Source organism: Leclercia adecarboxylata (genome assembly GCF_035787115.1).
GTDB lineage: Bacteria > Pseudomonadota > Gammaproteobacteria > Enterobacterales > Enterobacteriaceae > Enterobacter > Enterobacter adecarboxylatus_E.
Window position 1 is genome coordinate 283,409 of record NZ_JALKTL010000006.1, and the last position, 21,141, is coordinate 304,549.

General features: G+C 57.5%; 22 protein-coding genes. 15 read left to right on the forward strand and 7 right to left on the reverse strand.

The features are described from left to right. Positions 1 to 50 precede the first annotated feature (50 nt). The 3 genes from MXM41_RS18640 to MXM41_RS18650 all read right to left on the reverse strand — a co-directional run bounded on the left by MXM41_RS18640 (position 51) and on the right by MXM41_RS18650 (position 1,917). Positions 51 to 947: an SDR family oxidoreductase gene (locus MXM41_RS18640; protein WP_325933602.1), complete on the reverse strand. Its 897-nt coding sequence runs from the start codon at positions 945 to 947 to the stop codon at positions 51 to 53. A gap of 120 nt (positions 948 to 1,067) precedes the next feature. Then, positions 1,068 to 1,520, reverse strand: coding sequence for a cytoplasmic protein (locus tag MXM41_RS18645; RefSeq protein WP_325933603.1), 453 nt, complete (start codon positions 1,518 to 1,520; stop codon positions 1,068 to 1,070). After that, positions 1,513 to 1,917 carry a hypothetical protein gene (locus tag MXM41_RS18650; RefSeq protein ID WP_325933604.1) on the reverse strand — a complete coding sequence of 135 codons (405 nt, stop codon included), beginning with the start codon at positions 1,915 to 1,917 and terminating at the stop codon, positions 1,513 to 1,515. Before MXM41_RS18650 ends, MXM41_RS18645 begins: the two co-directional genes overlap by 8 nt. 105 nt (positions 1,918 to 2,022) lie before the next feature. Here MXM41_RS18650 and MXM41_RS18655 point away from each other — a divergent pair, with 105 nt between their 5' ends. Together MXM41_RS18655 and MXM41_RS18660 are read left to right on the forward strand one after the other, a co-directional pair. Further along, on the forward strand, positions 2,023 to 2,526 hold the full coding sequence (locus tag MXM41_RS18655) for an ESA_00282 family adhesion-associated protein (protein ID WP_325933606.1): 504 nt from the start codon (positions 2,023 to 2,025) through the stop codon (positions 2,524 to 2,526). Positions 2,527 to 2,607: 81 nt separating this feature from the next. Then, complete coding sequence (locus MXM41_RS18660) at positions 2,608 to 3,096, forward strand: TIGR00645 family protein (protein ID WP_103822854.1); 489 nt, start codon at positions 2,608 to 2,610, stop codon at positions 3,094 to 3,096. 390 nt (positions 3,097 to 3,486) lie between these two features. Here the strand turns inward: MXM41_RS18660 and MXM41_RS18665 are convergent, their stop codons facing one another. After that, on the reverse strand, positions 3,487 to 4,527 hold the full coding sequence (locus tag MXM41_RS18665; RefSeq protein WP_325933607.1) for an aldo/keto reductase: 1,041 nt from the start codon (positions 4,525 to 4,527) through the stop codon (positions 3,487 to 3,489). Between the two features lie 83 nt (positions 4,528 to 4,610). Here MXM41_RS18665 and yghX point away from each other — a divergent pair, with 83 nt between their 5' ends. Then, positions 4,611 to 5,498, forward strand: coding sequence for a YghX family hydrolase (yghX, locus tag MXM41_RS18670; RefSeq protein ID WP_325933609.1), 888 nt, complete (start codon positions 4,611 to 4,613; stop codon positions 5,496 to 5,498). 377 nt (positions 5,499 to 5,875) lie between these two features. Further along, on the forward strand, positions 5,876 to 7,423 hold the full coding sequence (locus MXM41_RS18675) for a methyl-accepting chemotaxis protein (RefSeq protein WP_325933610.1): 1,548 nt from the start codon (positions 5,876 to 5,878) through the stop codon (positions 7,421 to 7,423). Here MXM41_RS18675 and fucR read toward each other — a convergent pair. After that, complete coding sequence (gene fucR / locus MXM41_RS18680; protein WP_325933611.1) at positions 7,420 to 8,136, reverse strand: L-fucose operon activator; 717 nt, start codon at positions 8,134 to 8,136, stop codon at positions 7,420 to 7,422. The genes MXM41_RS18675 and fucR overlap by 4 nt on opposite strands. Continuing rightward, positions 8,133 to 9,116 carry a sensor domain-containing diguanylate cyclase gene (locus tag MXM41_RS18685; RefSeq protein ID WP_325933612.1) on the reverse strand — a complete coding sequence of 328 codons (984 nt, stop codon included), beginning with the start codon at positions 9,114 to 9,116 and terminating at the stop codon, positions 8,133 to 8,135. The genes fucR and MXM41_RS18685 overlap by 4 nt, the downstream gene beginning before the upstream one ends. Before the next feature lie 167 nt (positions 9,117 to 9,283). Between MXM41_RS18685 and MXM41_RS18690 the strand changes: the two genes are divergently transcribed. Beyond that, positions 9,284 to 10,336: an ABC transporter substrate-binding protein gene (locus MXM41_RS18690; protein ID WP_325933652.1), complete on the forward strand. Its 1,053-nt coding sequence runs from the start codon at positions 9,284 to 9,286 to the stop codon at positions 10,334 to 10,336. After that, positions 10,336 to 11,019, forward strand: coding sequence for a molybdate ABC transporter substrate-binding protein (locus tag MXM41_RS18695; RefSeq protein WP_325933614.1), 684 nt, complete (start codon positions 10,336 to 10,338; stop codon positions 11,017 to 11,019). The genes MXM41_RS18690 and MXM41_RS18695 overlap by 1 nt, the downstream gene beginning before the upstream one ends. A 75-nt stretch (positions 11,020 to 11,094) precedes the next feature. Here MXM41_RS18695 and yghU read toward each other — a convergent pair whose 3' ends face one another. Then, entirely contained in the window at positions 11,095 to 11,964 is an 870-nt protein-coding gene (gene yghU, locus MXM41_RS18700) for a glutathione-dependent disulfide-bond oxidoreductase (RefSeq protein ID WP_325933615.1), read from the reverse strand. A 258-nt stretch (positions 11,965 to 12,222) separates the two neighbouring features. Here yghU and MXM41_RS18705 point away from each other — a divergent pair, with 258 nt between their 5' ends. From MXM41_RS18705 to cobS, 9 genes are all read left to right on the forward strand, one after another. Beyond that, on the forward strand, positions 12,223 to 13,812 hold the full coding sequence (locus tag MXM41_RS18705; protein WP_325933616.1) for an ABC transporter substrate-binding protein: 1,590 nt from the start codon (positions 12,223 to 12,225) through the stop codon (positions 13,810 to 13,812). A gap of 61 nt (positions 13,813 to 13,873) precedes the next feature. Next, a complete protein-coding gene (locus tag MXM41_RS18710; RefSeq protein ID WP_325933618.1) occupies positions 13,874 to 14,827 on the forward strand; it encodes an ABC transporter permease in 954 nt (317 codons plus the stop codon). Between the two features lie 5 nt (positions 14,828 to 14,832). Continuing rightward, positions 14,833 to 15,678 carry an ABC transporter permease gene (locus MXM41_RS18715; protein WP_325933620.1) on the forward strand — a complete coding sequence of 282 codons (846 nt, stop codon included), beginning with the start codon at positions 14,833 to 14,835 and terminating at the stop codon, positions 15,676 to 15,678. Next, the gene (locus MXM41_RS18720) at positions 15,671 to 16,648 is read left to right on the forward strand and encodes an ABC transporter ATP-binding protein (protein WP_325933621.1); all 978 of its coding nucleotides are present in this window, start codon (positions 15,671 to 15,673) and stop codon (positions 16,646 to 16,648) included. Before MXM41_RS18715 ends, MXM41_RS18720 begins: the two co-directional genes overlap by 8 nt. After that, on the forward strand, positions 16,645 to 17,622 hold the full coding sequence (locus MXM41_RS18725) for an ABC transporter ATP-binding protein (RefSeq protein WP_325933622.1): 978 nt from the start codon (positions 16,645 to 16,647) through the stop codon (positions 17,620 to 17,622). Before MXM41_RS18720 ends, MXM41_RS18725 begins: the two co-directional genes overlap by 4 nt. 117 nt (positions 17,623 to 17,739) lie before the next feature. Next, positions 17,740 to 18,291: a peroxiredoxin gene (locus MXM41_RS18730; protein ID WP_325933623.1), complete on the forward strand. Its 552-nt coding sequence runs from the start codon at positions 17,740 to 17,742 to the stop codon at positions 18,289 to 18,291. A 31-nt stretch (positions 18,292 to 18,322) separates the two neighbouring features. After that, entirely contained in the window at positions 18,323 to 19,843 is a 1,521-nt protein-coding gene (locus tag MXM41_RS18735) for a cobyric acid synthase (protein ID WP_325933624.1), read from the forward strand. Beyond that, positions 19,840 to 20,385: a bifunctional adenosylcobinamide kinase/adenosylcobinamide-phosphate guanylyltransferase gene (gene cobU, locus MXM41_RS18740; protein ID WP_325933625.1), complete on the forward strand. Its 546-nt coding sequence runs from the start codon at positions 19,840 to 19,842 to the stop codon at positions 20,383 to 20,385. Before MXM41_RS18735 ends, cobU begins: the two co-directional genes overlap by 4 nt. Next, on the forward strand, positions 20,382 to 21,140 hold the full coding sequence (gene cobS, locus MXM41_RS18745) for an adenosylcobinamide-GDP ribazoletransferase (RefSeq protein WP_325933626.1): 759 nt from the start codon (positions 20,382 to 20,384) through the stop codon (positions 21,138 to 21,140). The genes cobU and cobS overlap by 4 nt, the downstream gene beginning before the upstream one ends. Position 21,141 lies beyond the last annotated feature (1 nt).

Here is a 21,141-nt window from a genome sequence, read left to right on the forward strand (position 1 = left end):
TTGTCCCCTCTCACTGCGGGAGAGGGGGAGGGCATCAGCCGCAGAAGTTCTTACCCCAGATGTTCCCCACCGCACACACCGTGCACTTCAGCCGTCACGTAGCTTGATTCCTGACTCGCCAGGTAAACATACACCGGAGCCAGCTCCGCAGGCTGTCCTGCACGCTTCATTGGCGTTTGCTGACCAAACTGCGGGATCTTCTCCTGGGTCTGACCGCCGGAGATTTGCAGCGCTGTCCAGATAGGGCCAGGGGCCACCACGTTGACGCGCACGCCGCTCTCTGCCACCTGTTTCGCCAGCCCGCGGCTGAAGTTAAGGATAGCCGCTTTGGTTGAGGCGTAGTCCAGCAGATGCGCGCTCGGCTGATAGGCCTGAATCGAGGAGGTGGTAATAATGCTCGACCCGGCAGGCAGCAGCGGCAGCGCCTCCTGGGTTATCCAGAACAGAGCCAGCACGTTTACGGCATACGTCTGTTTAAACTGCTCGGTAGTCAGATCGGCAATCTTCTCCACCGCTACCTGTTTACCGGCCACCAGCGCCAGTACATCCAGTCCACCCAGCTCTTTATGGGCGGTATGCACCAGCGAGCGGGCAAATTGTTCATCGCTCAGGTCGCCGGGGATAAGCACCGCTTTGCGTCCGGCCTCTTCAATAAGCTGCTTAACCTGCTGCGCGTCCTCTTCTTCGGCAGGCAGATAGTTAATGGCGACGTCTGCTCCTTCACGCGCGTAAGCGATGGCGGCAGCGCGTCCAATCCCGGAATCGCCCCCTGTCACCAGTGCCTTACGATCCTGTAGTCTGCCGCTGCCTTTGTAGGTCTTTTCGCCGCAATCCGGTACCGGGTCCATCTTACATTGCAGCCCTGGTACAGGCTGTTTTTGTTGCGGATATTCACCGGTGTAGTACTGGGTTGTCGGATCCTGAATTTTGCTCTGAGAATTTGCCATGATTGTTCTCCTTGAGTGGTTAATCAGACTTTAAGCTTAGGAGAATCAACCAGGATGTGAGGATTATTCGGGATAATCCTTAAATGAAACGGGCCGGGCAGAAACAGGCGGGGCGGGAGGTTACGGCTTATGTGGTGCGGTGTCCGCTTTCGTAGCCAGCGCCTCTTCATTCAGCGCAACGGTGGTCACGCTGGCGGTGCGATAGCCTTCATCGGCCAGCTTACGGGTAACACGCAGGGTCGCGGTTTCACGCGCCAGCAAATACTGATAATTGGTTTCCAGTCGCGTGAGTATTTTTTCTTTTAAGTCGGGACGCTGTTGCATAATGGCGTTTATTACCGCGCCGTAGATCTCTTCTTTAACTTGTAGCGGATAAATTTCACGCCGGTTCTGCCATTTCAGGCGCACCAGTCCGGCCGGTATGGAGAGCAGATCTTTTGCAATGCGTTGTATTTCCGTATTTTTAATCTCTTTAAGCGCGGTAAGATTTTGCTCTAAGATAAATTCATCGCTCTTTTTGTCATCTAAAGTCAAATAAACGTTGTTGTTATCAACATCCTTCACGTTATTCATCCTCTAGCTTATAAAAAATGGGCGAGTTTTTTTCACAGGTAATAAGATTCAACCAGATTTCATTACCGGCTTCGTTAATCTCATCGGTTTTTTCCGCCAATATTTGACTTAGTGCCTGAGCGTCTATTTCCCCTTCCGCCTGCAGATCATTCAGCAGCCGGGCGAACACCTCGATTTTAACTACCCGAAATAACCGATCTTTAATATGCCGGTCGTGTTCTTCGAGCAACATATTGCGCGAGTTACCGGTACGGGTAACACCAATTAATATTTCTGGCGCGTAATCATCGAGTGTTCTTTTCCCCTTAGTGAAATTGGCATTGCTTTCTGCTTCTGGCGGTTTCGGTTCCACGGAAGAAATGTGAAACTTAGCCGGAACCAGATTGTCGGGCAACATTTTATATTTCCTTTAATTTCAACGGGGTAGGGTTGTCTGGAGTGTGAGATTCGTTGACAATAACATGAGGCAAATTTAAAATCAAAAAAAATGGAGCCTGCCTATATGAACAGCATTTTTTATACTGTCATTACTTTGTTATTGCTTACCGCCGTGGTTCTTTTATTGATGCGCGAGTTCAATAAAAGTAGCGATGCGGAGAGCGCGCACGTCACGCCCCCGCCGGAGCGGATGTCAAAAGAAGAGGGCGAAGACCATTTTTCAGTGTTAATGAATGCGATTACGCCGGTCTGGTACTGGCGCGTTAATCATGAATATATTGATTTCCTTCATGCCACAATTAAGCGAATGAATATGGTGGAAATAAATAGCATTCCTGACCTGTTTGAGGCGCAGCGGCGTTGCAGCGATCTTAACTCTGCGGTGTACAAATATTACGACAATATCAAGAAACGCTGCCTGAACGGTGAAAAGGTGTCGCATTCCGATCTGGAGGTTATGAACCTGCGCCAGTGTTTTCGCGAGTTCAGCCTTGAAGCCTATCCTTCGCTGGTGGTGCTGGTGTGGCCGGAGTACCAGCGCCCGGTGGTGAAACCCGAGCAGGTATAGGGTCTCCCTTGTTTAGTTGTTGCAAAGAGTTTGGACCCTTGCGATATACTGCGCGCTGGTTTGATTTGCAGACAGGACTCTATGGAACGCTTTTTTGAAAACGCAATGTATGCTTCCCGCTGGCTGTTAGCCCCGGTCTATTTTGGCCTTTCGCTGGCGCTGGTGGCCCTCTGTATTAAATTCTTTCAGGAAATTTTTCACGTCCTGCCGCATATTTTCAGCGTCGCTGAATCTGACCTGATCCTGCTTTTGCTGTCGCTGGTGGATATGACGCTGGTGGGCGGCCTGCTGGTAATGGTGATGTTTTCAGGCTACGAAAACTTTGTCTCGCAGCTGGATATCTCGTCGGATAAAGAGAAGCTGAGCTGGCTGGGCAAAATGGATGCCTCGTCGCTGAAAAACAAAGTGGCGGCATCGATCGTCGCCATCTCGTCCATTCACCTGTTACGGGTGTTTATGGATGCTAAAAATATCCCGGACAACAAGCTGATGTGGTATGTGATTATCCACCTGACGTTTGTGCTGTCGGCGTTTGTGATGGGGTATCTGGATAAGCTGAGCCGCAAGTAGATAAGCGGCGGGCGTCTTCTCCCCGTTAGAATTAAGGGATATCCAGCAATCTGTTTTCTCTTGAAGCAATTAAGTTGTCATAAGGGAATATAAAACTTACAGCGGCTCCCTTGTCCGGCTGAAAATCGCTGAGGCGTTTCCTGAAAGCCGTAAGGAATAAGCCGAAGGCACTGCGTAGCAGCGATTTTCTTGCCGGGAGCCCGGGTGGCGGCGATTGAGCCACCCTGGCACGTTCACCGGTTCCGCGGTGAAAGAGAAGCACTACTCTGGAAGTGAACGGAACAACCACCGTTGCGGTATCTTCCCCCTCTCCCTCAAGGGAGAGGGGGAAGAACTCTGCAAGTCATCTTGTTACGGGGATCTCTCTCACCCGGCAGGGAGTAACAAACACTACTTATCTGACGACGCCTGCCACAGATTCAGCTGCCCGTCGGCCACATGCTGGTCGATCCGCTGCAGCTCCTCTTCGCTGAAGTGCAGATTATTCAGCGCCTGCACGTTCTCCTCCAGCTGTTCTGTCCGGCTGGCACCAATCAGTACTGAGGTGACGCGCTCATCTTTCAGCAGCCAGCTCAGGGCCATCTGCGCCATCGTCTGTCCGCGCGCCTGGGCCATCTCGTTCAGCAAACGAAGGCTGTTCAGGTTGGCTTCAGTCAGCATGTTTTCCGTCAGGCCACGTACCTTTTTGCCTTCGCGCTGCATGCGGGAGCCATCGGGTATGCCGTTCAGGTATTTTCCGGTCAGCAGCCCCTGCGCCAGCGGCGTAAAGGCGATACAGCCGGTGCCGTTGGTGGCCAGAGTGTCCAGCAAACCGCTCTTATCCACCCAGCGGTTGAGCAGGTTGTAAGAGGGCTGATGGATAAGCAGCGGGATCTTCCACTCGCGCAGCAGCTCCGCCATTTTCTGCGTCCGCTCCGGCGAATAGGATGAGATACCAACATACAGCGCTTTTCCGCTCTGTACCGCCTGCGCCAGCGCTGAGGCGGTCTCCTCCATCGGGGTATTTTCATCTACCCGGTGCGAATAGAAAATATCCACATAGTCCAGCCCCATCCGCCTGAGGCTTTGATCGAGGCTTGCGAGCAGATACTTGCGCGAGCCGCCCGCGCCATAAGGCCCAGGCCACATGTCGTAACCCGCTTTGGTGGAAATAATCAGCTCGTCGCGGTAAGCCGCGAAGTCATCCCGCAGCAGGCGGCCAAAATTTTCCTCCGCGCTGCCCGGCGGTGGGCCATAGTTATTGGCGAGATCAAAATGGGTGATGCCGCAATCGAAGGCTTTACGCAGCAGGGCGCGCTGTGAGTCGAGGGCGTGGACGTGGCCGAAGCTGTGCCACAGGCCGAGTGACAGGGCGGGTAAACGCAGGCCGCTTTTACCGCAGTAACGGTACTGCATCGTCTCGTAACGGTCAGGGGAGGCGTTCCAGGGCATGATGTCTCCTTTCTTGATGATTAATTTTCGAAACAGCGTTTCTATTCTAACCTTACTCAGCTAACAATTCATGGAGATATGCGATGACGCGTATGACCGCCAAAGACTTTCCTCAGGAATTGCTCGATTACTACGACTATTACGCTCACGGTAAAATCAACAAACGTGAGTTCCTCAATCTGGCTGCCCGCTATGCGGCTGGCGGCGTCACGGCGCTGGCGCTGTTTAATATGCTCAAGCCCAACTACGCCCTCGCAGAGCAGGTGAAATTCACCGATCCCGATATTCTGCCGGAGTACATTACCTATCCCTCGCCGGATGGACATGGTCAGGTACGCGGCTACCTGGTCAAACCGGCGAAAGCCACGGGTAAAGTCCCGGCGGTGGTGGTGGTGCATGAAAACCGCGGTCTCAATCCCTACATTGAAGACGTCGCCCGTCGGGTGGCGAAAGCGGGCTACATTGCGCTGGCGCCGGATGGTTTAAGCTCGGTAGGCGGTTACCCCGGCAATGATGAAGAGGGGAAAATCCTGCAGCAGAAGGTCGATCCCACGAAGCTGATGAATGACTTCTTTGCTGCCGTCGGGTTTATGCAAAAACACCCGGACGCCACTGGCAAAGTGGGGATCACCGGCTTCTGCTATGGCGGCGGTGTGTCGAATGCCGCAGCGGTCGCCTGGCCTGAACTGGCCTGCGCGGTGCCCTTCTATGGCCGGCAGCCTCCTGCGGCGGATGTCGCCAAAATAAAGGCACCGTTGCTGCTGCACTACGCTGAGCACGACAAAAACGTGAATGAAGGCTGGCCTGCCTATGAGGCCGCACTTAAATCAAACGGCAAGGTGTATGAGGCCTGGATCTACCCTGGGGTTAATCACGGGTTCCACAATGACTCCACCCCGCGCTATGACGAGCCAGCCGCGGAGCTGGCATGGAAACGGACTCTGGGGTGGTTTGAGAAGTATTTGAGTTAATCCACCGCAAATGCCCGGCTTCCCTCTGACGGCCGGGCATATATTTAACAAATTCACGTAATATCCCTTGTTGTTTCTCTGGTATTCATCATTCGGGTATGACGTTTTTATTACGAATATAAATGATGCTTCGCCCTTGATCATTATGCGGATATTGCGGGCTGAAGATACTTTATATCTGCAACTTTATGAAATATAAAGGCGGATTATTTTAAGGGATATTCAGCATTGCGCTTATTTTTATTTCCACGCTAATTAAACAGAAATGAAAAGTTTTATAAAATTACGCAAGAAAAGGTATCGCTTCGCATTTTGTTGCCGATAACGAGGGTATTACTCGCCTCCGGGCGACATCTCCCTCAGGCAAGGAAATCGTTATGCGCATATTTCGTAATTTCACGATCCGATTCGTCATGCTGACGATTCTGGGTATCTTCTGTTTAATGTGGGCGGGCGTGGGGCTGTATGGCTCATGGGCGCTGTCGCGCGTTGCGGATGGCAATGAGGTCGACCGCCAGCTTGTCAGGCAGATGACGGTGCTCAGCCAGGGCAACGATCAATACTTCCGTTTTGTCACCCGACTGAGCCGCGCGATGGAGACGCAGGCGGCAGGCGGCCAGGCCGATCTCACCTCTGTGCAGAAGGCGCTGGAGAGCATGAGCAACAGGCTCGACGAGATGAAAACCCTGTCGCCGGGGCCTATGGATACAGAGGTCTCTTCCCGGGTGCTTGCCAGCTGGCAGGCGCTGCTGGATAACGGCGTAAAACCCCAGATGCAGCTGGCCCGGGAGGGCAACCTGGAGGGCTATCGCCAGCAGGCGAATAACGTCACCCCACCGCTGAGCCGTGCCTTTGGCGAGAGTGCCGGGCAGTTTAATAACGCCGCTGACGCCATCCTCGACCGCACCCGGGTGACGGTGGATGGTTTTACCAGCACCACCCGCACGGTCATTATCACGGCGACGATTATCGGCCTGCTGATCCTGCTGTTCGCCGATCGCTACCTGGTCGCAATGCTGGTAAAACCCCTTGAGCAGCTCCGCCACCATTTTCGTCAGATCGCCCAGGGCGATCTCAGCCAGCCTGTCGTCCCCTTTGGCCGTAACTGCGTTGGCCAGCTGGTGCCGCTGCTGACGGCGATGCAGGACAGCCTGCGCGACGCGGTGAGCACGATCCGCAATGGCAGTGAGAATATCTGGCGCGGGGCGACGGAGATCTCCAGCGGCAATAACGATCTCTCATCCCGTACCGAAGAGCAGGCGGCAGCGCTGGAAGAGACCGCCGCCAGCATGGAGCAGCTCACCGCCACGGTGAAGCTCAATGCGGATAATGCCCGCCAGGCCAGCGAGCTGGCGGATGTGGCCTCGGCCAGCGCCAGCCGCGGCGGCGCGCTGGTCGAAAATGTGGTCAATACCATGGCCGGCATCTCCGTCAGCTCGAAGAAGATTGCGGAGATCACCAGCGTCATCAACAGCATCGCCTTCCAGACCAATATTCTGGCGCTTAACGCGGCGGTCGAAGCGGCGCGGGCGGGTGAGCAGGGGCGAGGCTTTGCAGTGGTGGCGGGGGAGGTACGTAATCTCGCCAGCCGCAGCGCGAACGCGGCAAAAGAGATTGAAGGGCTGATCGCCGACTCCGTCTCCCGCGTGGAGGAAGGAGCCAGACTGGTGAACGATACCGGCACTACGATGGACGCGGTGCTGCGCGACATTACCGGCGTCACTACCCTCATGAAGCAGATTGCTGGCGCGTCGGAAGAGCAGAGCAAAGGCATTTCGCAGGTTGGGGTGGCGATCACCCAGATGGACGGCGTGACCCAGCAGAATGCCTCGCTGGTAGAGCAGGTGTCTGCGGCGGCCGCCGCGCTGGAGCGTCAGACCGAGGAGCTACAGCGCTCGGTGCAGAAGTTCCGTCTGGCGGGCTAACGCCGGGCGAGCCGGGCGTCGCTGATGAGCTGCGTCACCTGCGACAGGTGGCCGATTTTCACCTCGCTTGAGCGCTGAAACTTGCTTTTGTCGATCAGCAATAACGACTGGCTGGCACGGCCCAGCAGCTGTGACTTAAACCCGGCACTGTGCGGGGTGGGATCCCACATCACACCCTGCTCATCTACCCCTTCACACGAGAAGATAAACAGGTCGATCTCCAGCGATTTTAGCTGAGTTACCAGGGCCGGATTCACATAGCAGCGGTATTTACGCTCCAGGGTTCCACCCGAGCAAATCAGCGTGATGCGTTCGCGCTTCGCCATTTCATGGCAGATCGGCAAACTGTTGGTAAACACCGTCAGGGCGATATCCGGCAGCTGTCGCGCCAGGTGAAAGCAGGTTGAGCTGGCATCAAGGGCCAGCGTCATCCCTTCGCTGACCCAGTCCAGCGCGTGACGGGCGATATCGGCTTTGTCGGCGTAATGGCTTTTCAGCCGCGCGCCGAAGGGCTCGCCGCCGTCGCGGTGATCCGGATGGATGGCCCGTGCCCGCCCGTGATGGCGCACGATCTTTCCCTGCTGCTGCAGCTGTTTCAAATCACGGCGAATCGTCTCTTTACTCACGCCAAGCGTCGCGGCCAGCGCCTCAGTCGACAGCCAGTCGGAGGCCGCCAGCAGGCGGATAAGATCCTGATGACGGGTGCTTTTCATGGTTCTGTTCCAGTACGGATGATGGAGAGCGGCGTCTGGCCAATCGCCACGCCGTTCTTGCCGGTGTGCTTAATTTGATACATTGAGCGATCGGCGCGGCGCAGGGCATTGACGAAATCATCCTGCTCCAGCACGTCGTCAATGCCTACCGACGCACCCACCTGCGCCTGGCCGTTATCCAGCTCGAACGGCGTCAGCGCAGCTTTCAGACAGCTATGTGCGGTGTTGCTCACCTGCAGGCTGCTGAGCGGGAAGGGGAGCAGCAGCACGAACTCGTCGCCCCCCAGCCGTCCAACGATAGTTTCCGGCGGGCAGGCGTCGCGCAGTCGCTGGCTGAGCTGGATCAGCAGCTCATCGCCGCTGCGGTGCCCAAAGGTGTCGTTAACCGTTTTAAAGTCATCCAGATCGATAAAGGCGATGCACAGCGGCCCCTGGGCTTTGAGCCGGGCGAAGTGCTTAATTAGCGCGTGGCGGTTGGCAAGGCCGGTGAGCGGATCGTGATTCGCCAGCTGGGCCAGCTGCTCTTCGTACTGCTTCTCTTTGGTCATGTCGATATGGGTGCCGGTCACCTTCAGGGGGTTGCCGTTCTCATCCCAGTCCGTCACCCGTCCCCGGTCCAGCACCCAGGTAACGGTGCCGTTTTTGTGCTGCATGCGGTGCAGCGCCTCGTAGAAGGGGGTTTTGCCGTGCAGATGATCGTAGAAGGCATCCAGCACGTTCTGCTTATCATCCGGGTGCAGATGCTCACGCCAGATCTCAAACTGCGCGTTCAGCTCCTTGGGCTGATAACCCAGCATGGCGCCCCAGCGGCGGTTATAGATAATCAGCTTCCCGGTGGGCACGTCGAGCTGCCATAAACAGAGACCGGTCCCGTCGAGCGCAGCACTGAGCTTGTTTCGGGCGTCGCGCGCCAGCCTGGCAAGCCGGGCATTGTGCTTCTTGAGATTCTGGATCTGCTGCTTAAGCGCCTTTTCTGACATGCGAATAATCTGAAGAAAGAAATTATTGATGCCAGTTTAGCGGGAGGAAGTAAATATGATGTTGAAAAAAGAGGGGGATTTGCGTTAAGGCCTTTTAGGCCTAAAGAAGACGCGACGGCATAACCTCATCGTTGTATACTTTTTTATATAACGAATGTGAGGACATGATGAAACAGCAATTCTGGCAAGCTTTAACCCTGTGTGTAGTGGCTTTATTGCCTCTCTCTTCCCAGGCCTCCCGCCTGATCACCGACCAGACAGGTCGTCAGGTAACCATCCCCGATGAGGTCAACCGCGTGGTGGTGCTTCAGCATCAGACTTTGAACTTACTGGTACAAATGAACGCCACCGATAAAATCGTGGGAGTGATGGCGAACTGGAAACAACAGCTTGGCGACGGCTATGCGCGTCTGGCCCCTGAGCTGAACCAGAAGGCGGCGCTTGGCGATCTCACCCACGTCGACCCGGAAAAGCTGGTGGCCCTGAAGCCGGACGTGGTGTTTGTCACTAACTACGCGCCGCAGGAGATGATCGACAACATCAGCAGCCTCGGCATCCCGGTGGTCGCCATCTCCCTGCGTCACGATGCCGCGGGTGAAAAAGCGAAGATGAACCCTACGATGGCCGATGAAGAGCAGGCCTACGATCGGGGACTGCGTGAAGGGATCACTCTGATCGGCGATATTGTCAATAAACAGCCAGAAGCGAAGGCGCTGATTGACGCCACTGACAAAGGCCGCAGGATGGTCAGCGACCGACTGAAAAATATTCCGGCGGAACAACGGGTCCGCGCGTATATGGCTAACCCGGAACTCACCACCTACGGCTCCGGGAAATACACCGGGCTGATGATGGCGCATGCGGGTGCGGTTAACGTGGCGGCGGCAACAATTAAGGGCTTCAAAACCGTGGCGATGGAGCAGGTGATTGCCTGGAACCCACAGGTGATCTTCGTCCAGGACCGATACCCTTCTGTGGTTAACGAGATAAAAACCGGTGCCCAGTGGCGGACCATCGATGCGGTAAAAAATCAGCGTGTTTATCTGATGCCAGACTACGCCAAAGCCTGGGGTTATCCGATGCCGGAAGCAATGGGCCTCGGCGAGCTGTGGATGGCGAAAAAGCTCTACCCGGAGAAATTCACGGATGTGGATATGCGCAAGGTAGCCAACGACTGGTATCAGCGCTTCTACCGCACCACCTATCAGGGGATCGACTGATGCGCGTACTGGCGGCGGGCAGCCTGCGGAGGGTGTGGCCGCAGTTAATGGCGCACTTCCCGGAACCGGTTGAGACCCGGTTCGGCCCGGCAGGGTTGTTACGGGAACGTATTGAATCGGGAGAGGCGTGCGATCTTTTCGCCTCGGCGAATATAGCCCACCCGCAGGCGCTGCTGGCGGCCGGGCGGGCGCAATCCGTGGCGGCGTTCGCCAGCAATAAACTCTGTCTGACCGTGCGCAGCGATGTACTGCGCGATGGCGATGACTGGCGCTCGGTGCTGACCCGGGATGCCCTGCGCATTGCCACCTCAACGGCGGGCGCCGACCCGTCCGGAGATTACACCCAGACGCTCTTTACCCGGATGGGTGACGATGGCGAGGCGGTAAGAAAGCGGGCGAGGGCACTGGTGGGGGGGCGAGACTCTTTGCCTGTTCCGACGGGTCGGCTTGCGGCAGAGTGGATTATCCTTGAAGGGCGGGCCGAGATCTTTATCGGCTATGCCAGCTATGCGGCAAGATTGCGGGAGATCGCAGGACTCTCGGTCATCGACATCCCGGATCCCTTTAACCCTTGTGCGGCGTATGCGTGTGCGGTGATGAGGTCCCAGGGGCAGGCGCTTGCGGATTTTTTACAGTCGGATAAGTCAAAAACAATTTTGCAACAGGCGGGTTTCGGCGCGTAATTTTGCCGTTTAGGGTGTTTGCACCCTCTCCCTGTGGGAGAGGGGCTGGGGTGAGGGCATCAGGCCGTAAACAGATTACGCCTGACGTTTGTCTTCGGTATTGGTATCAAAATCGCTCGCCGCATGGCGCTCATGCAGCTGCTCGTTCAGCTCACCGTTGGTGCGGTTGACGATACGCCCGCGCTTCACCGCCGGACGGCTGGCGACATCCTTCGCCCAGCGCTGGACGTTCTTGTAGCTTTCGGCATCGAGGAATTCGGCCGCGCCGTAGACCTGGCCCAGCGCCACGCTGCCAAACCACGGCCAGATGGCGATATCGGCGATGCTGTACTCTTCGCCCGCCACGTAGCGACCACGCGCCAGCTGCTTATCCAGCACGTCGAACAGGCGTTTGGCTTCCATGGTGAAGCGGTCAATCGCGTACTCAATTTTCACCGGCGCATAGTGATAGAAGTGACCGAAACCGCCGCCGAGGAACGGCGCGGCGCCCTGTAGCCAGAACAGCCAGTTCAGGGTTTCAACCCGGCCTGCGGGATCTTTTGGCAGGAAGTGACCGAATTTCTCCGCCAGATAAAGCAGGATATTGCCGGACTCAAACACCCGGGTCGGTGGCGTGGTGGAGTGGTCGCGCAGGGCCGGAATTTTGGAGTTGGGGTTCACATCAACAAAACCGCTGGAGAACTGATCGCCCTCGCCGATGCGAATCAGCCACGCGTCATATTCCGCGCCGGTGACGCCCAGCGCCAGCAGTTCTTCCAGCAGAATAGTGACCTTCTGGCCGTTGGGCGTGCCCAGAGAATAAAGCTGCAGCGGATGTGAGCCGACCGGCAGGGTTTTCTCATGGGTGGCACCCGAGATCGGGCGGTTGATGCTGGCGAACGCGCCGCCGCTGTTGTTCTGTTTCCATTCCCAGACTTTCGCTGGCTGGTAGTGATTATCGGACATGTTGATCTGCCTTTTTGCGGATGTGTTGAGGCAGTTTAGCAGGAGTTCCGTGAACGGTTTAACGAACTGAGCGCATAAGGTTATGTGCTATTCCGCAATGCGCTTATATATATCAACTTCGTTATAAGCTTAAGCGAAAATCGCATTTTCATTGTTAATGCGAAAGCGGCGGAAGCTGAATATGATGCGCAAACAGATATCGGTAAAAAATAAAAATGAGCAGTTAAAAAAACTTTCAAGGCAAGGAGTTAGTGAGATATGCGTAAGCCATTAGTATCTGCTGTTCTGGTCGCCCTGGCGCTGGTTGCCGCAGGCTGTGATGATGCCAAAAATAAAGAGACCGCGTCAGCGCCAGCCGCTAACAAGGCTGCGCCGAAAGAGGGCGGCTCCCTGATTATCGGCATCACCTCCGGCGACCCGTTAGCGGTGAACCCGCTGTATGCCAGCGATCGCACTACCCTGACGATTATGCAGGCGCTCTATGCCCCGCTGTACAGCTTTAACGACGGCAACATCGAATGGGGTCTCGCCGAAAGCCTGACGCCGTCCGCCGATAACCTCAGCTATACCCTGACCTTAAAACCGAATCTGAAATGGCAGGACGGCCAGCCGCTGACTGCCGACGACGTGGTGTTCACTTTTAATAAGCTGCTGGACGAGAAACAGCACAGCTTCTTCCGCAGCATGTTCACCTTTGGCGGCAAGCCGGTGGCGGTAAGCAAAGTGGACGATCGCACCGTGAAGTTCACCCTGCCGCAGGTAAGCGCTGCCTTTACCGGCACCCTGGTGCAGATCTACCCTATCCCGCAGCACGTTTTTGCTGATGAAGCGGATCTGGAAAAGAGCAGCAAAAACGATGCGCCGGTCGGCTCCGGCCCGTTCAGATTTAAAGAGTACCGCGCCGGGCAGTACTACGCCCTGACCCGCTTTGACGACTACTGGAACGGCAAAGCGAAGCTCGATGCCGTGACCTACCGTTTCGCCAAAGACAGCAACTCCGCCAACCTGGCCCTGCAAAACGGTGAAATCAACCTTAAGATGGTCGATCCGCAGGATGTGTCACGCCTGAAGAACACCGGCAAGTTTGATTTTGTGGTCTATCCGGAAGGGCGCCTGGCCTATATGACCTTCAACCAGAACGTACCGGTGATGAAGAGTAAAGCACTGCGCCAGGCCATCGCTTACGCCATCAACAAAGATGAGCTGACCCAGACCGCGTTCACTTCTCTGGATTACGCTAAACCGGCCACCTCGTTCCTGACGCCGGATACGCTCTACCAGACTGACGACGTTGAGCAGTACACATTCAATCAGCAGAAAGCTAAAGATCTGCTGAAAACCTCCGGCGCGCCGGAAAACCTCAAGCTGCGTCTGGCCTATGTGAACACCAACAAAACCCAGGAGAGCCAGGCGCTCTATATTCAGCAGGCGCTGAAGGGGATTGGGGTTAACGTGGAACTGATGCCGCTGGATTCCAACGCCATGTCCCAGCGCAGCCTGGATATGAACAACACCGCATGGGAGCTGAACCTCGGCGGCTATATCATGGGTGCCGAGCCGGATGGCTACAAATCGCTGTTTATGAGCAACGAAGCCTATAACTACGCGCACTATAAGAACCCGCAGTTTGATGCCCTGTGGGATAAAGGCGCGGTGGAAACCGATACCGGCAAACGTGCGGAAATCTACAAGCAGATCCAGCAGACCGTGGCCAACGACATGACCTACTACCCAATCGCTTATACCAACGCCACCGTCGCGGTGGATAAACGCTTCGGCGGCACCAAAGAGGCGGAGCCGAAGCCGGTTTATATGTTCCAGGATCTGTCAAAAATCTATCAACAATAAGCTGTTGCCCCGGTCATAAGACCGGGGCTTTTTGTGGGATCAGTCGTTGTAAGGGCATGTCGTGAACACATTACTCACGCGTCGGTTGCTGCAACTCATACCGATGCTGTTCTTTATCTCGCTGGTGGCGTTTTTGCTGGTCAAGCTCGCCCCTGGCGATCCAGTGGCGGCCTATATCACGCCGCGTATGGCGCCAGAGGATATCGAGCGTATTCGCCAGAGTCTGGGGCTGGATAAGCCGCTGGTAACGCAATATTTTCTGTGGCTGAAAAACATTCTGCAGGGCGATCTGGGCTATTCGCTGATCTACCATCGCCCGGTGCTGGTGATGATTGGCGAACGCATTCCGGCTACGCTTGGGCTGATGGGCGCCTCGCTGCTGATGGCGATTGTGCTGGCCATTCCGCTGGGGCTGCTGGCCGGCGCGTTTAAGCACCGCTGGCTGGATCATCTGCTGAACCTGTTCGCCTATATCGGCATTTCGGTGCCGATCTTCTGGTTTGGCATTCTGCTGATCACCGTCTTTGCCGTGCAGCTCAACTGGTTTCCCAGCATGGGGATGCGCACCATCGGCATGGAGGATAACTGGCTGGATGTGGTGCGTCACGGCGTGCTGCCGTGCATCGCGCTCACCTTTTATAATCTCTCCAGCTACGTGCGCTACATCCGCTCCAATACCCTCTCCCAGCTCTCTGCCGACTATGTGCAGACCCAGCTGGCCTATGGCGCCACGCGTTCCGGGATCCTGTTCCGCCATGTGCTGAAAAACGTGCTGCTACCGGTAATCACCCTGTTCGGCCTGTCGTTTGGCGAGCTGGTGGTGGGAGCCTACGTTACCGAAAGCGTCTTTTCGTGGCCGGGGATGGGGCTGCTGGGGATCCAGTCGATCACCTCCCTCGACTACCCGCTGATCATGGCGATCATTATGCTGTCGTCGCTGATGCTGATCGTCGGTAACCTGATCGCCGATGTGCTTTATCGCTTCGCCGATCCCCGTATTCGCACCCTGAGGTAACCCGGATGAGCAGACGCTGGCAACAGGTTCGTCACCAGCTGCGCCGCAATCGTCCGGCGCAGTTCTCTCTGTTTGTGCTCTTTATTTTTGTCGTCGCGGCACTCTGTGCGGGCTTAAGTCCATACGATCCGGACCAGATGGCGCTGGGGGCGCGCACCCTGCCGCCCGACGCCGCCCACTGGTTTGGCACCGATGAGTACGGACGCGACTACTTCACCCGCGCCCTGTACGGCGGGCAGATTTCGCTGATGGTGGGCTGTCTGGCGATGGTCTTCTCCACCCTGATCGGCACTCTGGTCGGTACGGTGAGCGGCTATTTCGGCGGCTGGCTGGATAACCTGATGATGCGCGCGGTGGATATTCTGATGGCGATCCCGGCCTTTTTTCTGCTGCTGGTGCTCAACGCGTACCTGAAGCCCGGCGTGGATAACATCATCACGATCATCAGCCTGCTGACGTGGATGAACATGTCCCGGCTGGTGCGGGCCGAAACGCTGTCCGTTAAAGAGCGCGAATATGTGCTCTACGCCCGCGCCTCGGGGGAACACCCGCTGCGGATTATCCTGCGCCACATTATCCCGGGCGTGCTGCCGACGATTATCGTCGCCGCCACGCTGAATATCGCCTCGGCCATTCTGATGGAATCGACCCTCAGCTTCCTCGGGCTGGGCGTACAGGCGCCTGCCGCGTCCTGGGGCAGCATGCTCAATAACGCTCAGTCGTATATCGGCGAGGCCTCCTGGCTGGCGATGTTCCCTGGCATTCTGATCCTGCTGACGGTGTTCAGCTTTAACGTGTTGGGCGACGTGTTCCGTACCGCCTTTGAGCCGGGAGCAAACCGCGATGAGTAACTTACTCGAACTCGACAACCTGCAAACCACCTTCCGCACCCGCGATGGCGATGTCCACGCGGTGCGCGGAGTAAGCTTCCACGTTAAGCCGGGAGAGCTGGTTGGCATTGTGGGGGAATCCGGCTGCGGCAAAAGCGTCACCTGCAAATCGATCATTCAGCTTTTGGGCAGCAACGGGCGCATCACCGGGGGGCAGATCCGCTTTAACCATGACGATCTGGCGCAGAAAACCCCGGAACAGATGCGTGCGATCCGCGGCAACCAGATCGCGATGATTTTTCAGGATCCGATGACCGCCCTTAATCCGGTGGTCACCATCGGCAGGCAGATGTCTGAGATCCTGATGCGTAATAAAGGCTTAAATAAAAAAGCGGCGAAAGCGGCGAGCATCGCCATGCTGGAGCAGGTGGGGATCGCCGAGGCGGAGCGTCGCTACGGGCAGTATCCCCACGAATTCAGCGGCGGTATGCGCCAGCGGGTGATGATCGCCATTGCGCTCTCCTGCGATCCCAAACTTCTGATTGCCGACGAGCCCACCACCGCGCTGGATGTCACCATCCAGGCGCAGATCCTGCGTCTGCTAAAAAGCCTGCAGCAGAAAACCCACACCGCGATCCTGCTCATTACCCACGATCTGGGCGTGGTGGCGCAGGTATGCAGTCGCGTTGTGGTGATGTATGGCGGGCTGGTAATGGAGGAGGGCAGCGTGGAGGATATCTTTTATCGCCCGGCGCACCCCTACACTCAGGGCCTGCTGGCCTCGCTGCCGCACCCGGAGCAGAGCAGCCATCGCCTGTCGCCTGTCGAAGGCTCGCCGCCGGGCCTGCTGAATCCGCCGCCGGGCTGCCCGTTTGCGGAACGCTGTCCGAAGCGGATGCCGCAGTGCGCGCGTCAGCCCCGATTCTACCGTCAGGGAACAGAGCATCGCGCCGCGTGCTGGCTACTGGCCGATAAGGAGGTTCAGCCATGAGCAAACCACGCGCCCCGCTGGTGAGCGTGCGGGATTTGCATAAACACTTCACCCTTAATGGCGGCCTGCTGCGTAAAGGGGTGGCAATCAAAGCAGTAGACGGCGTCAGTTTTGACATCCAGCCAGGCGAGACCTTTGGCCTGGTGGGGGAGTCCGGCTGCGGCAAATCCACTCTCGGGCGCGCCATTCTGCGGCTGTTTGATATCACGTCCGGTGAGATTCACTTTGCCGGGCAGGCGATCGCACAGGCCAGTGAAAAACAGCTTAAGCCGCTGCGTAAGCGAATGCAGGCGATTTTTCAGGATCCATACTCATCGCTGAACCCGGGGATGACCGTGCAGCAGCTGGTGGCGGAACCGATGCAGATCCACGGCTACAGCCGGGAGGAGCAGCGGGAGCGAACCGAAACTCTGCTCTATAAAGTGGGGCTGAGGCAGGAGCATTTGCAGCGCTTCCCGCATGAGTTCAGCGGCGGCCAGCGTCAGCGCATCAGCATTGCCCGCGCGCTCTCGGTACGCCCGGAGTTTGTGCTGTGCGATGAGCCGCTGTCGGCGCTGGATGTTTCGGTGCAGGCCCAGGTAGTGAACATTTTGCAGGATCTGCAGCAGGAGCTGGGGTTGACCTATCTGTTTATCGCTCACGATCTGTCGATGGTGCGCCACATCTCGACGCGTATCGGAGTGATGTACCTCGGCAAGCTGGTGGAGGTAGCCCCAGCCAACGCGCTGTATCAGCATCCGGCGCATCCTTACACCCGGGCGCTGCTGGCCTCGGTGCCGCAGCCCGATCCGCGGATCCGCAATCTGGAACAGGCGACGTTGCGCGGGGAGATCCCCGGCCCGACGTCGGTACTGCCAGGCTGTAAGTTTTGCAGCCGCTGCCCGCACGTGATGCCGGTATGTCGACGCGAGGCGCCCGCGATGCAGGAGATTGCCCCCGACCATTTCGCAGCCTGCTGGTTGTTTAAGGCGTAAAGGAGATGCTGATGGCCTCTCCCTCCAGGAGAGGGCATCAGGCCACACATCCCTCGCCGCCGGGCAAGGCGTTTCGGGCTATTCTTCAGTGAGCCTTTCATTCTCCCGGAGCTAACCATGAAACGTTTCGCAAGCCTGTCTGCGGCAGTGGTGCTGTCGCTGTCTGTCTTCGTTACTCCTGTCCTTGCCGCGCTTGAAGCGGGCAGCCAGGCACCAAATTTCACCCTGCAAGGGGCGCTGGCGGGCAAACCCCTCACCTTCTCCCTGCAGCAGGCGCTGCAAAAGGGGCCGTTAGTGCTCTACTTTTTCCCTGCGGCGTTCAGCAAGGGTTGCAACATCGAAGCGAACGCCTTTGCAAAGGCGACAGATGACTTCAACAAACTGGGGGCCAGCGTGGTGGGCGTGACGGCCGGGAATGTCGAACAGGTGGATGAATTTTCCAAAAAAGAGTGCCGCGATAAATTTACCGTCGCGGCCGATCCCGGCGCGAAGGTGGCAGCGAAATACCAGACGCTGATGCAACTCAACGGTAAAACTCTCTCCGGCCGCACTTCTTTCGTGATCGCCCCCGATGGTAAAATTCTGCTGAGCTTCACCGACCGCAACCCCGAGACGCACATTCAGAAAACGATGGCGGCCGTTAAGCAGTATGCCGATTCGCACTCATAGCGCTGTCGGGGTTTCATCAACAGGAGAGTGCATGACCCAGGCAATAATGCTGCAGGGAACCGCGTCCGACGTGGGCAAAAGCGTGCTGGCCGCGGGCCTGTGCCGCATTTTTTATCAGGATGGCTGGCGCACCGCCCCCTTTAAAGCGCAAAACATGGCGCTGAACTCCGGGATCACCCCGGACGGCAAAGAGATGGGCCGGGCGCAAATTATGCAGGCCGAAGCGGCCAGTATCGTGCCGGATGTGCGGATGAACCCCATCCTGCTCAAACCCTCCGCAGGCAATCAGGCCCAGGTCGTGCTGATGGGGGAAGTGGCAAGCAATATGGATGCCGTCCGCTATCACAACTTCAAGCCGCAGCTGCGCGAGCAGGTCGCCGGGGTGTATCAGAGCCTGGCCCGGGAATTTGAGATCCTGGTGCTCGAAGGGGCCGGGAGCCCGGCGGAGATCAACCTGCGCGATCGGGATCTCGTCAATATGGGAATGGCGGAGATCGCCGGGTGCCCGGTGGTTCTGGTGGCGGATATCGATCGTGGCGGGGTGTTTGCCGCCATTTACGGCACCCTGGCGTTACTGCAGGAACATGAGCGGTGGCGGGTCAAAGGGATCATCATCAACAAATTTCGCGGCGACATGGCGCTACTCTCTTCCGGGCTACAGCAGATTGAGTCATTAACCGGCGTGCCGGTGCTCGGCGTTATGCCGTGGCTGGATCTCGACCTGGACGAGGAGGATGGCGTAGCGCTCCAGCGTGAAAGCGGGCGCCACCGTCAGACTCGCGAGATTGACATCGCGGTGGTGCATCTGCCGCATATCGCCAACTTCACCGATTTCAACGCCCTGTCGGCGCAGCCGGATGTGCGGGTGCGCTACGTCAGCTATCCACAGGAGCTGGCGGGCGCCGATCTGCTGATCCTCCCGGGCAGTAAAAGCACCCTCAACGATCTCACCTGGCTGCGCGAAAGCGCCATGGCCCAGGCACTGCTAAAGCGACACCGCGAGGCTGTACCGCTGCTTGGCATCTGTGGCGGGTATCAGATGCTGGGCGAAACCCTGATTGATGACGTGGAGTCCGGCCTCGGACGCATGCCTGGGCTGGGGCTGCTGAACACCATCACGCAGTTTGCCCCGCACAAAACCACTACCCAGGTCAGCGCTCAGATGGCCCCCGCGCTGCCGGGCTGGCTGGCGCCGCTCTCCGGGATGACATTACACGGCTATGAGATCCATATGGGGCAAACCTCGCGCGCCGACGGGACGCAACCGGCGCTGTGGCTGCAAAAAGAGCGGGTGGTGGCTGACGGTGCCGTAAGCGACGACGGGCTGGTATGGGGCACTTATCTGCACGGTCTGTTCGACAACGACACCTTTACCCGCTCCCTGGTCGATAGTCTGCGGGCGCGAAAGGGGTTACTTCCTCTCGGATCCGCGCCACAATACGCCAGCTATAAAGCACAGCAGTTCGACCGTCTGGCGCAGGCTATGCGCCAGCACATTGATATAGCGAAGATTTATCAGATCATGCGTGAGCATCAGGAGTACAGGGAATGATTGTTGTGACCGGTGGGGCGCGCAGCGGTAAAAGTGCCCACGTCGAGGGGCTGGTCGCCCGCCAGTATTCACAGGTGTTATACATCGCCACTTCCACGGTAACCGATGATGAAATGGCGGTGCGCATTGCCCGGCATCGCGCCCAGCGGCCTGATCACTGGCGTACGCTGGAGTGTTATCGCGATCTGGGCGCGGTTATCCGCCAGCAGGTGCGTCCTGGTGAAGCGGTGGTGATCGAGTGCATCACCACGCTGCTGGCGAACTTGCTGTACGACGCCTCGGGCGGGAGCGATCCTGATACGCTGGATTTTACGGCGCTGGAGGTTGCGTTGCAGCAGCAGATCGATGCGCTGATTGTCGCCTGCCTGCAGACCCGCGCCCCGGTGTACATCGTCACCAACGAGCTGGGAATGAGCATTACCCCGGAAAACCGACTGGCTCGGCACTTTGTCGATATCGCCGGGCGGGCGAATCAAAAACTGGCCCAGGCGGCGGAAGAGGTCTGGTTGGTGGTCTCAGGGATTGGAGTAAAGATTAAATGAACCTGGCGATGTTATGGGCGACGCTGCGCCTGATGTCACGTATTCCGGTGCCGGAAAAATGGACCGACGGCGTAGAATTTCGCCAGCTTGCCCGCGGGGTGCCCTGGTTTGTTCTGCTTGGCGCTATCATTGGCGTGCTGGCCGCGCTGGTAGCGTTGGTGGTGAGCCAGACCGGGGGCGGCATTTACCTCGCTGCCGCGGCGTATGTGCTGGCGCTGGTGCTGCTGACCGGTGGGTTCCATCTTGACGGGCTGGCCGACACCTGCGATGGCATCTTCTCTGCCCGCACCCGGGAGCGGATGCTCGAGATCATGAAGGACAGCCGGCTGGGCACCTTTGGTGGCCTGGCGCTGGTGTTCTCCATTCTGATTAAAGTTTGCGCGGTGTTTACCCTGGCGCAGCTTCCGGTCAGGGAGTGGTTCTCGCTGCTGGTCTGCGCCCCCATCGCCGGGCGCGCCGTGCTGGTGCTGGGGATGTACGGTCAGCGCTACGCCCGAGAGGGCGAGGGGATGGGCAGTCTCTATATCGGCCAGGTGAGCCTGCGTAAAACGGTGTTCACGCTGCTGGGCGGGGCGATAGCGGTGGGGCTGATCGCGGGCATCCACGGGCTGGCGGCTCTGCTGGTCACCGCGATGGCGAGCTACGGACTGGTGCACTATATCCGCTGTCGTCTGGGCGGACAGACCGGGGATACGCTGGGTGCGCTGGCAGAGACCGCCGAGATGGTGTTTCTGCTGGCCTTATTGTGGGTGTAAC

Coding starts and splice junctions, on each gene's coding strand:
- MXM41_RS18640 (WP_325933602.1), bottom strand. CDS start 947: ATGGCAAATTCTCAGAGCAAAATTCAGGATCCGACAACCCAGTACTAC.
- MXM41_RS18645 (WP_325933603.1), bottom strand. CDS start 1,520: ATGAATAACGTGAAGGATGTTGATAACAACAACGTTTATTTGACTTTA.
- MXM41_RS18650 (WP_325933604.1), bottom strand. CDS start 1,917: ATGTTGCCCGACAATCTGGTTCCGGCTAAGTTTCACATTTCTTCCGTG.
- MXM41_RS18655 (WP_325933606.1), top strand. CDS start 2,023: ATGAACAGCATTTTTTATACTGTCATTACTTTGTTATTGCTTACCGCC.
- MXM41_RS18660 (WP_103822854.1), top strand. CDS start 2,608: ATGGAACGCTTTTTTGAAAACGCAATGTATGCTTCCCGCTGGCTGTTA.
- MXM41_RS18665 (WP_325933607.1), bottom strand. CDS start 4,527: ATGCCCTGGAACGCCTCCCCTGACCGTTACGAGACGATGCAGTACCGT.
- yghX (WP_325933609.1), top strand. CDS start 4,611: ATGACGCGTATGACCGCCAAAGACTTTCCTCAGGAATTGCTCGATTAC.
- MXM41_RS18675 (WP_325933610.1), top strand. CDS start 5,876: ATGCGCATATTTCGTAATTTCACGATCCGATTCGTCATGCTGACGATT.
- fucR (WP_325933611.1), bottom strand. CDS start 8,136: ATGAAAAGCACCCGTCATCAGGATCTTATCCGCCTGCTGGCGGCCTCC.
- MXM41_RS18685 (WP_325933612.1), bottom strand. CDS start 9,116: ATGTCAGAAAAGGCGCTTAAGCAGCAGATCCAGAATCTCAAGAAGCAC.
- MXM41_RS18690 (WP_325933652.1), top strand. CDS start 9,284: ATGAAACAGCAATTCTGGCAAGCTTTAACCCTGTGTGTAGTGGCTTTA.
- MXM41_RS18695 (WP_325933614.1), top strand. CDS start 10,336: ATGCGCGTACTGGCGGCGGGCAGCCTGCGGAGGGTGTGGCCGCAGTTA.
- yghU (WP_325933615.1), bottom strand. CDS start 11,964: ATGTCCGATAATCACTACCAGCCAGCGAAAGTCTGGGAATGGAAACAG.
- MXM41_RS18705 (WP_325933616.1), top strand. CDS start 12,223: ATGCGTAAGCCATTAGTATCTGCTGTTCTGGTCGCCCTGGCGCTGGTT.
- MXM41_RS18715 (WP_325933620.1), top strand. CDS start 14,833: ATGAGCAGACGCTGGCAACAGGTTCGTCACCAGCTGCGCCGCAATCGT.
- MXM41_RS18720 (WP_325933621.1), top strand. CDS start 15,671: ATGAGTAACTTACTCGAACTCGACAACCTGCAAACCACCTTCCGCACC.
- MXM41_RS18725 (WP_325933622.1), top strand. CDS start 16,645: ATGAGCAAACCACGCGCCCCGCTGGTGAGCGTGCGGGATTTGCATAAA.
- MXM41_RS18730 (WP_325933623.1), top strand. CDS start 17,740: ATGAAACGTTTCGCAAGCCTGTCTGCGGCAGTGGTGCTGTCGCTGTCT.
- MXM41_RS18735 (WP_325933624.1), top strand. CDS start 18,323: ATGACCCAGGCAATAATGCTGCAGGGAACCGCGTCCGACGTGGGCAAA.
- cobU (WP_325933625.1), top strand. CDS start 19,840: ATGATTGTTGTGACCGGTGGGGCGCGCAGCGGTAAAAGTGCCCACGTC.
- cobS (WP_325933626.1), top strand. CDS start 20,382: ATGAACCTGGCGATGTTATGGGCGACGCTGCGCCTGATGTCACGTATT.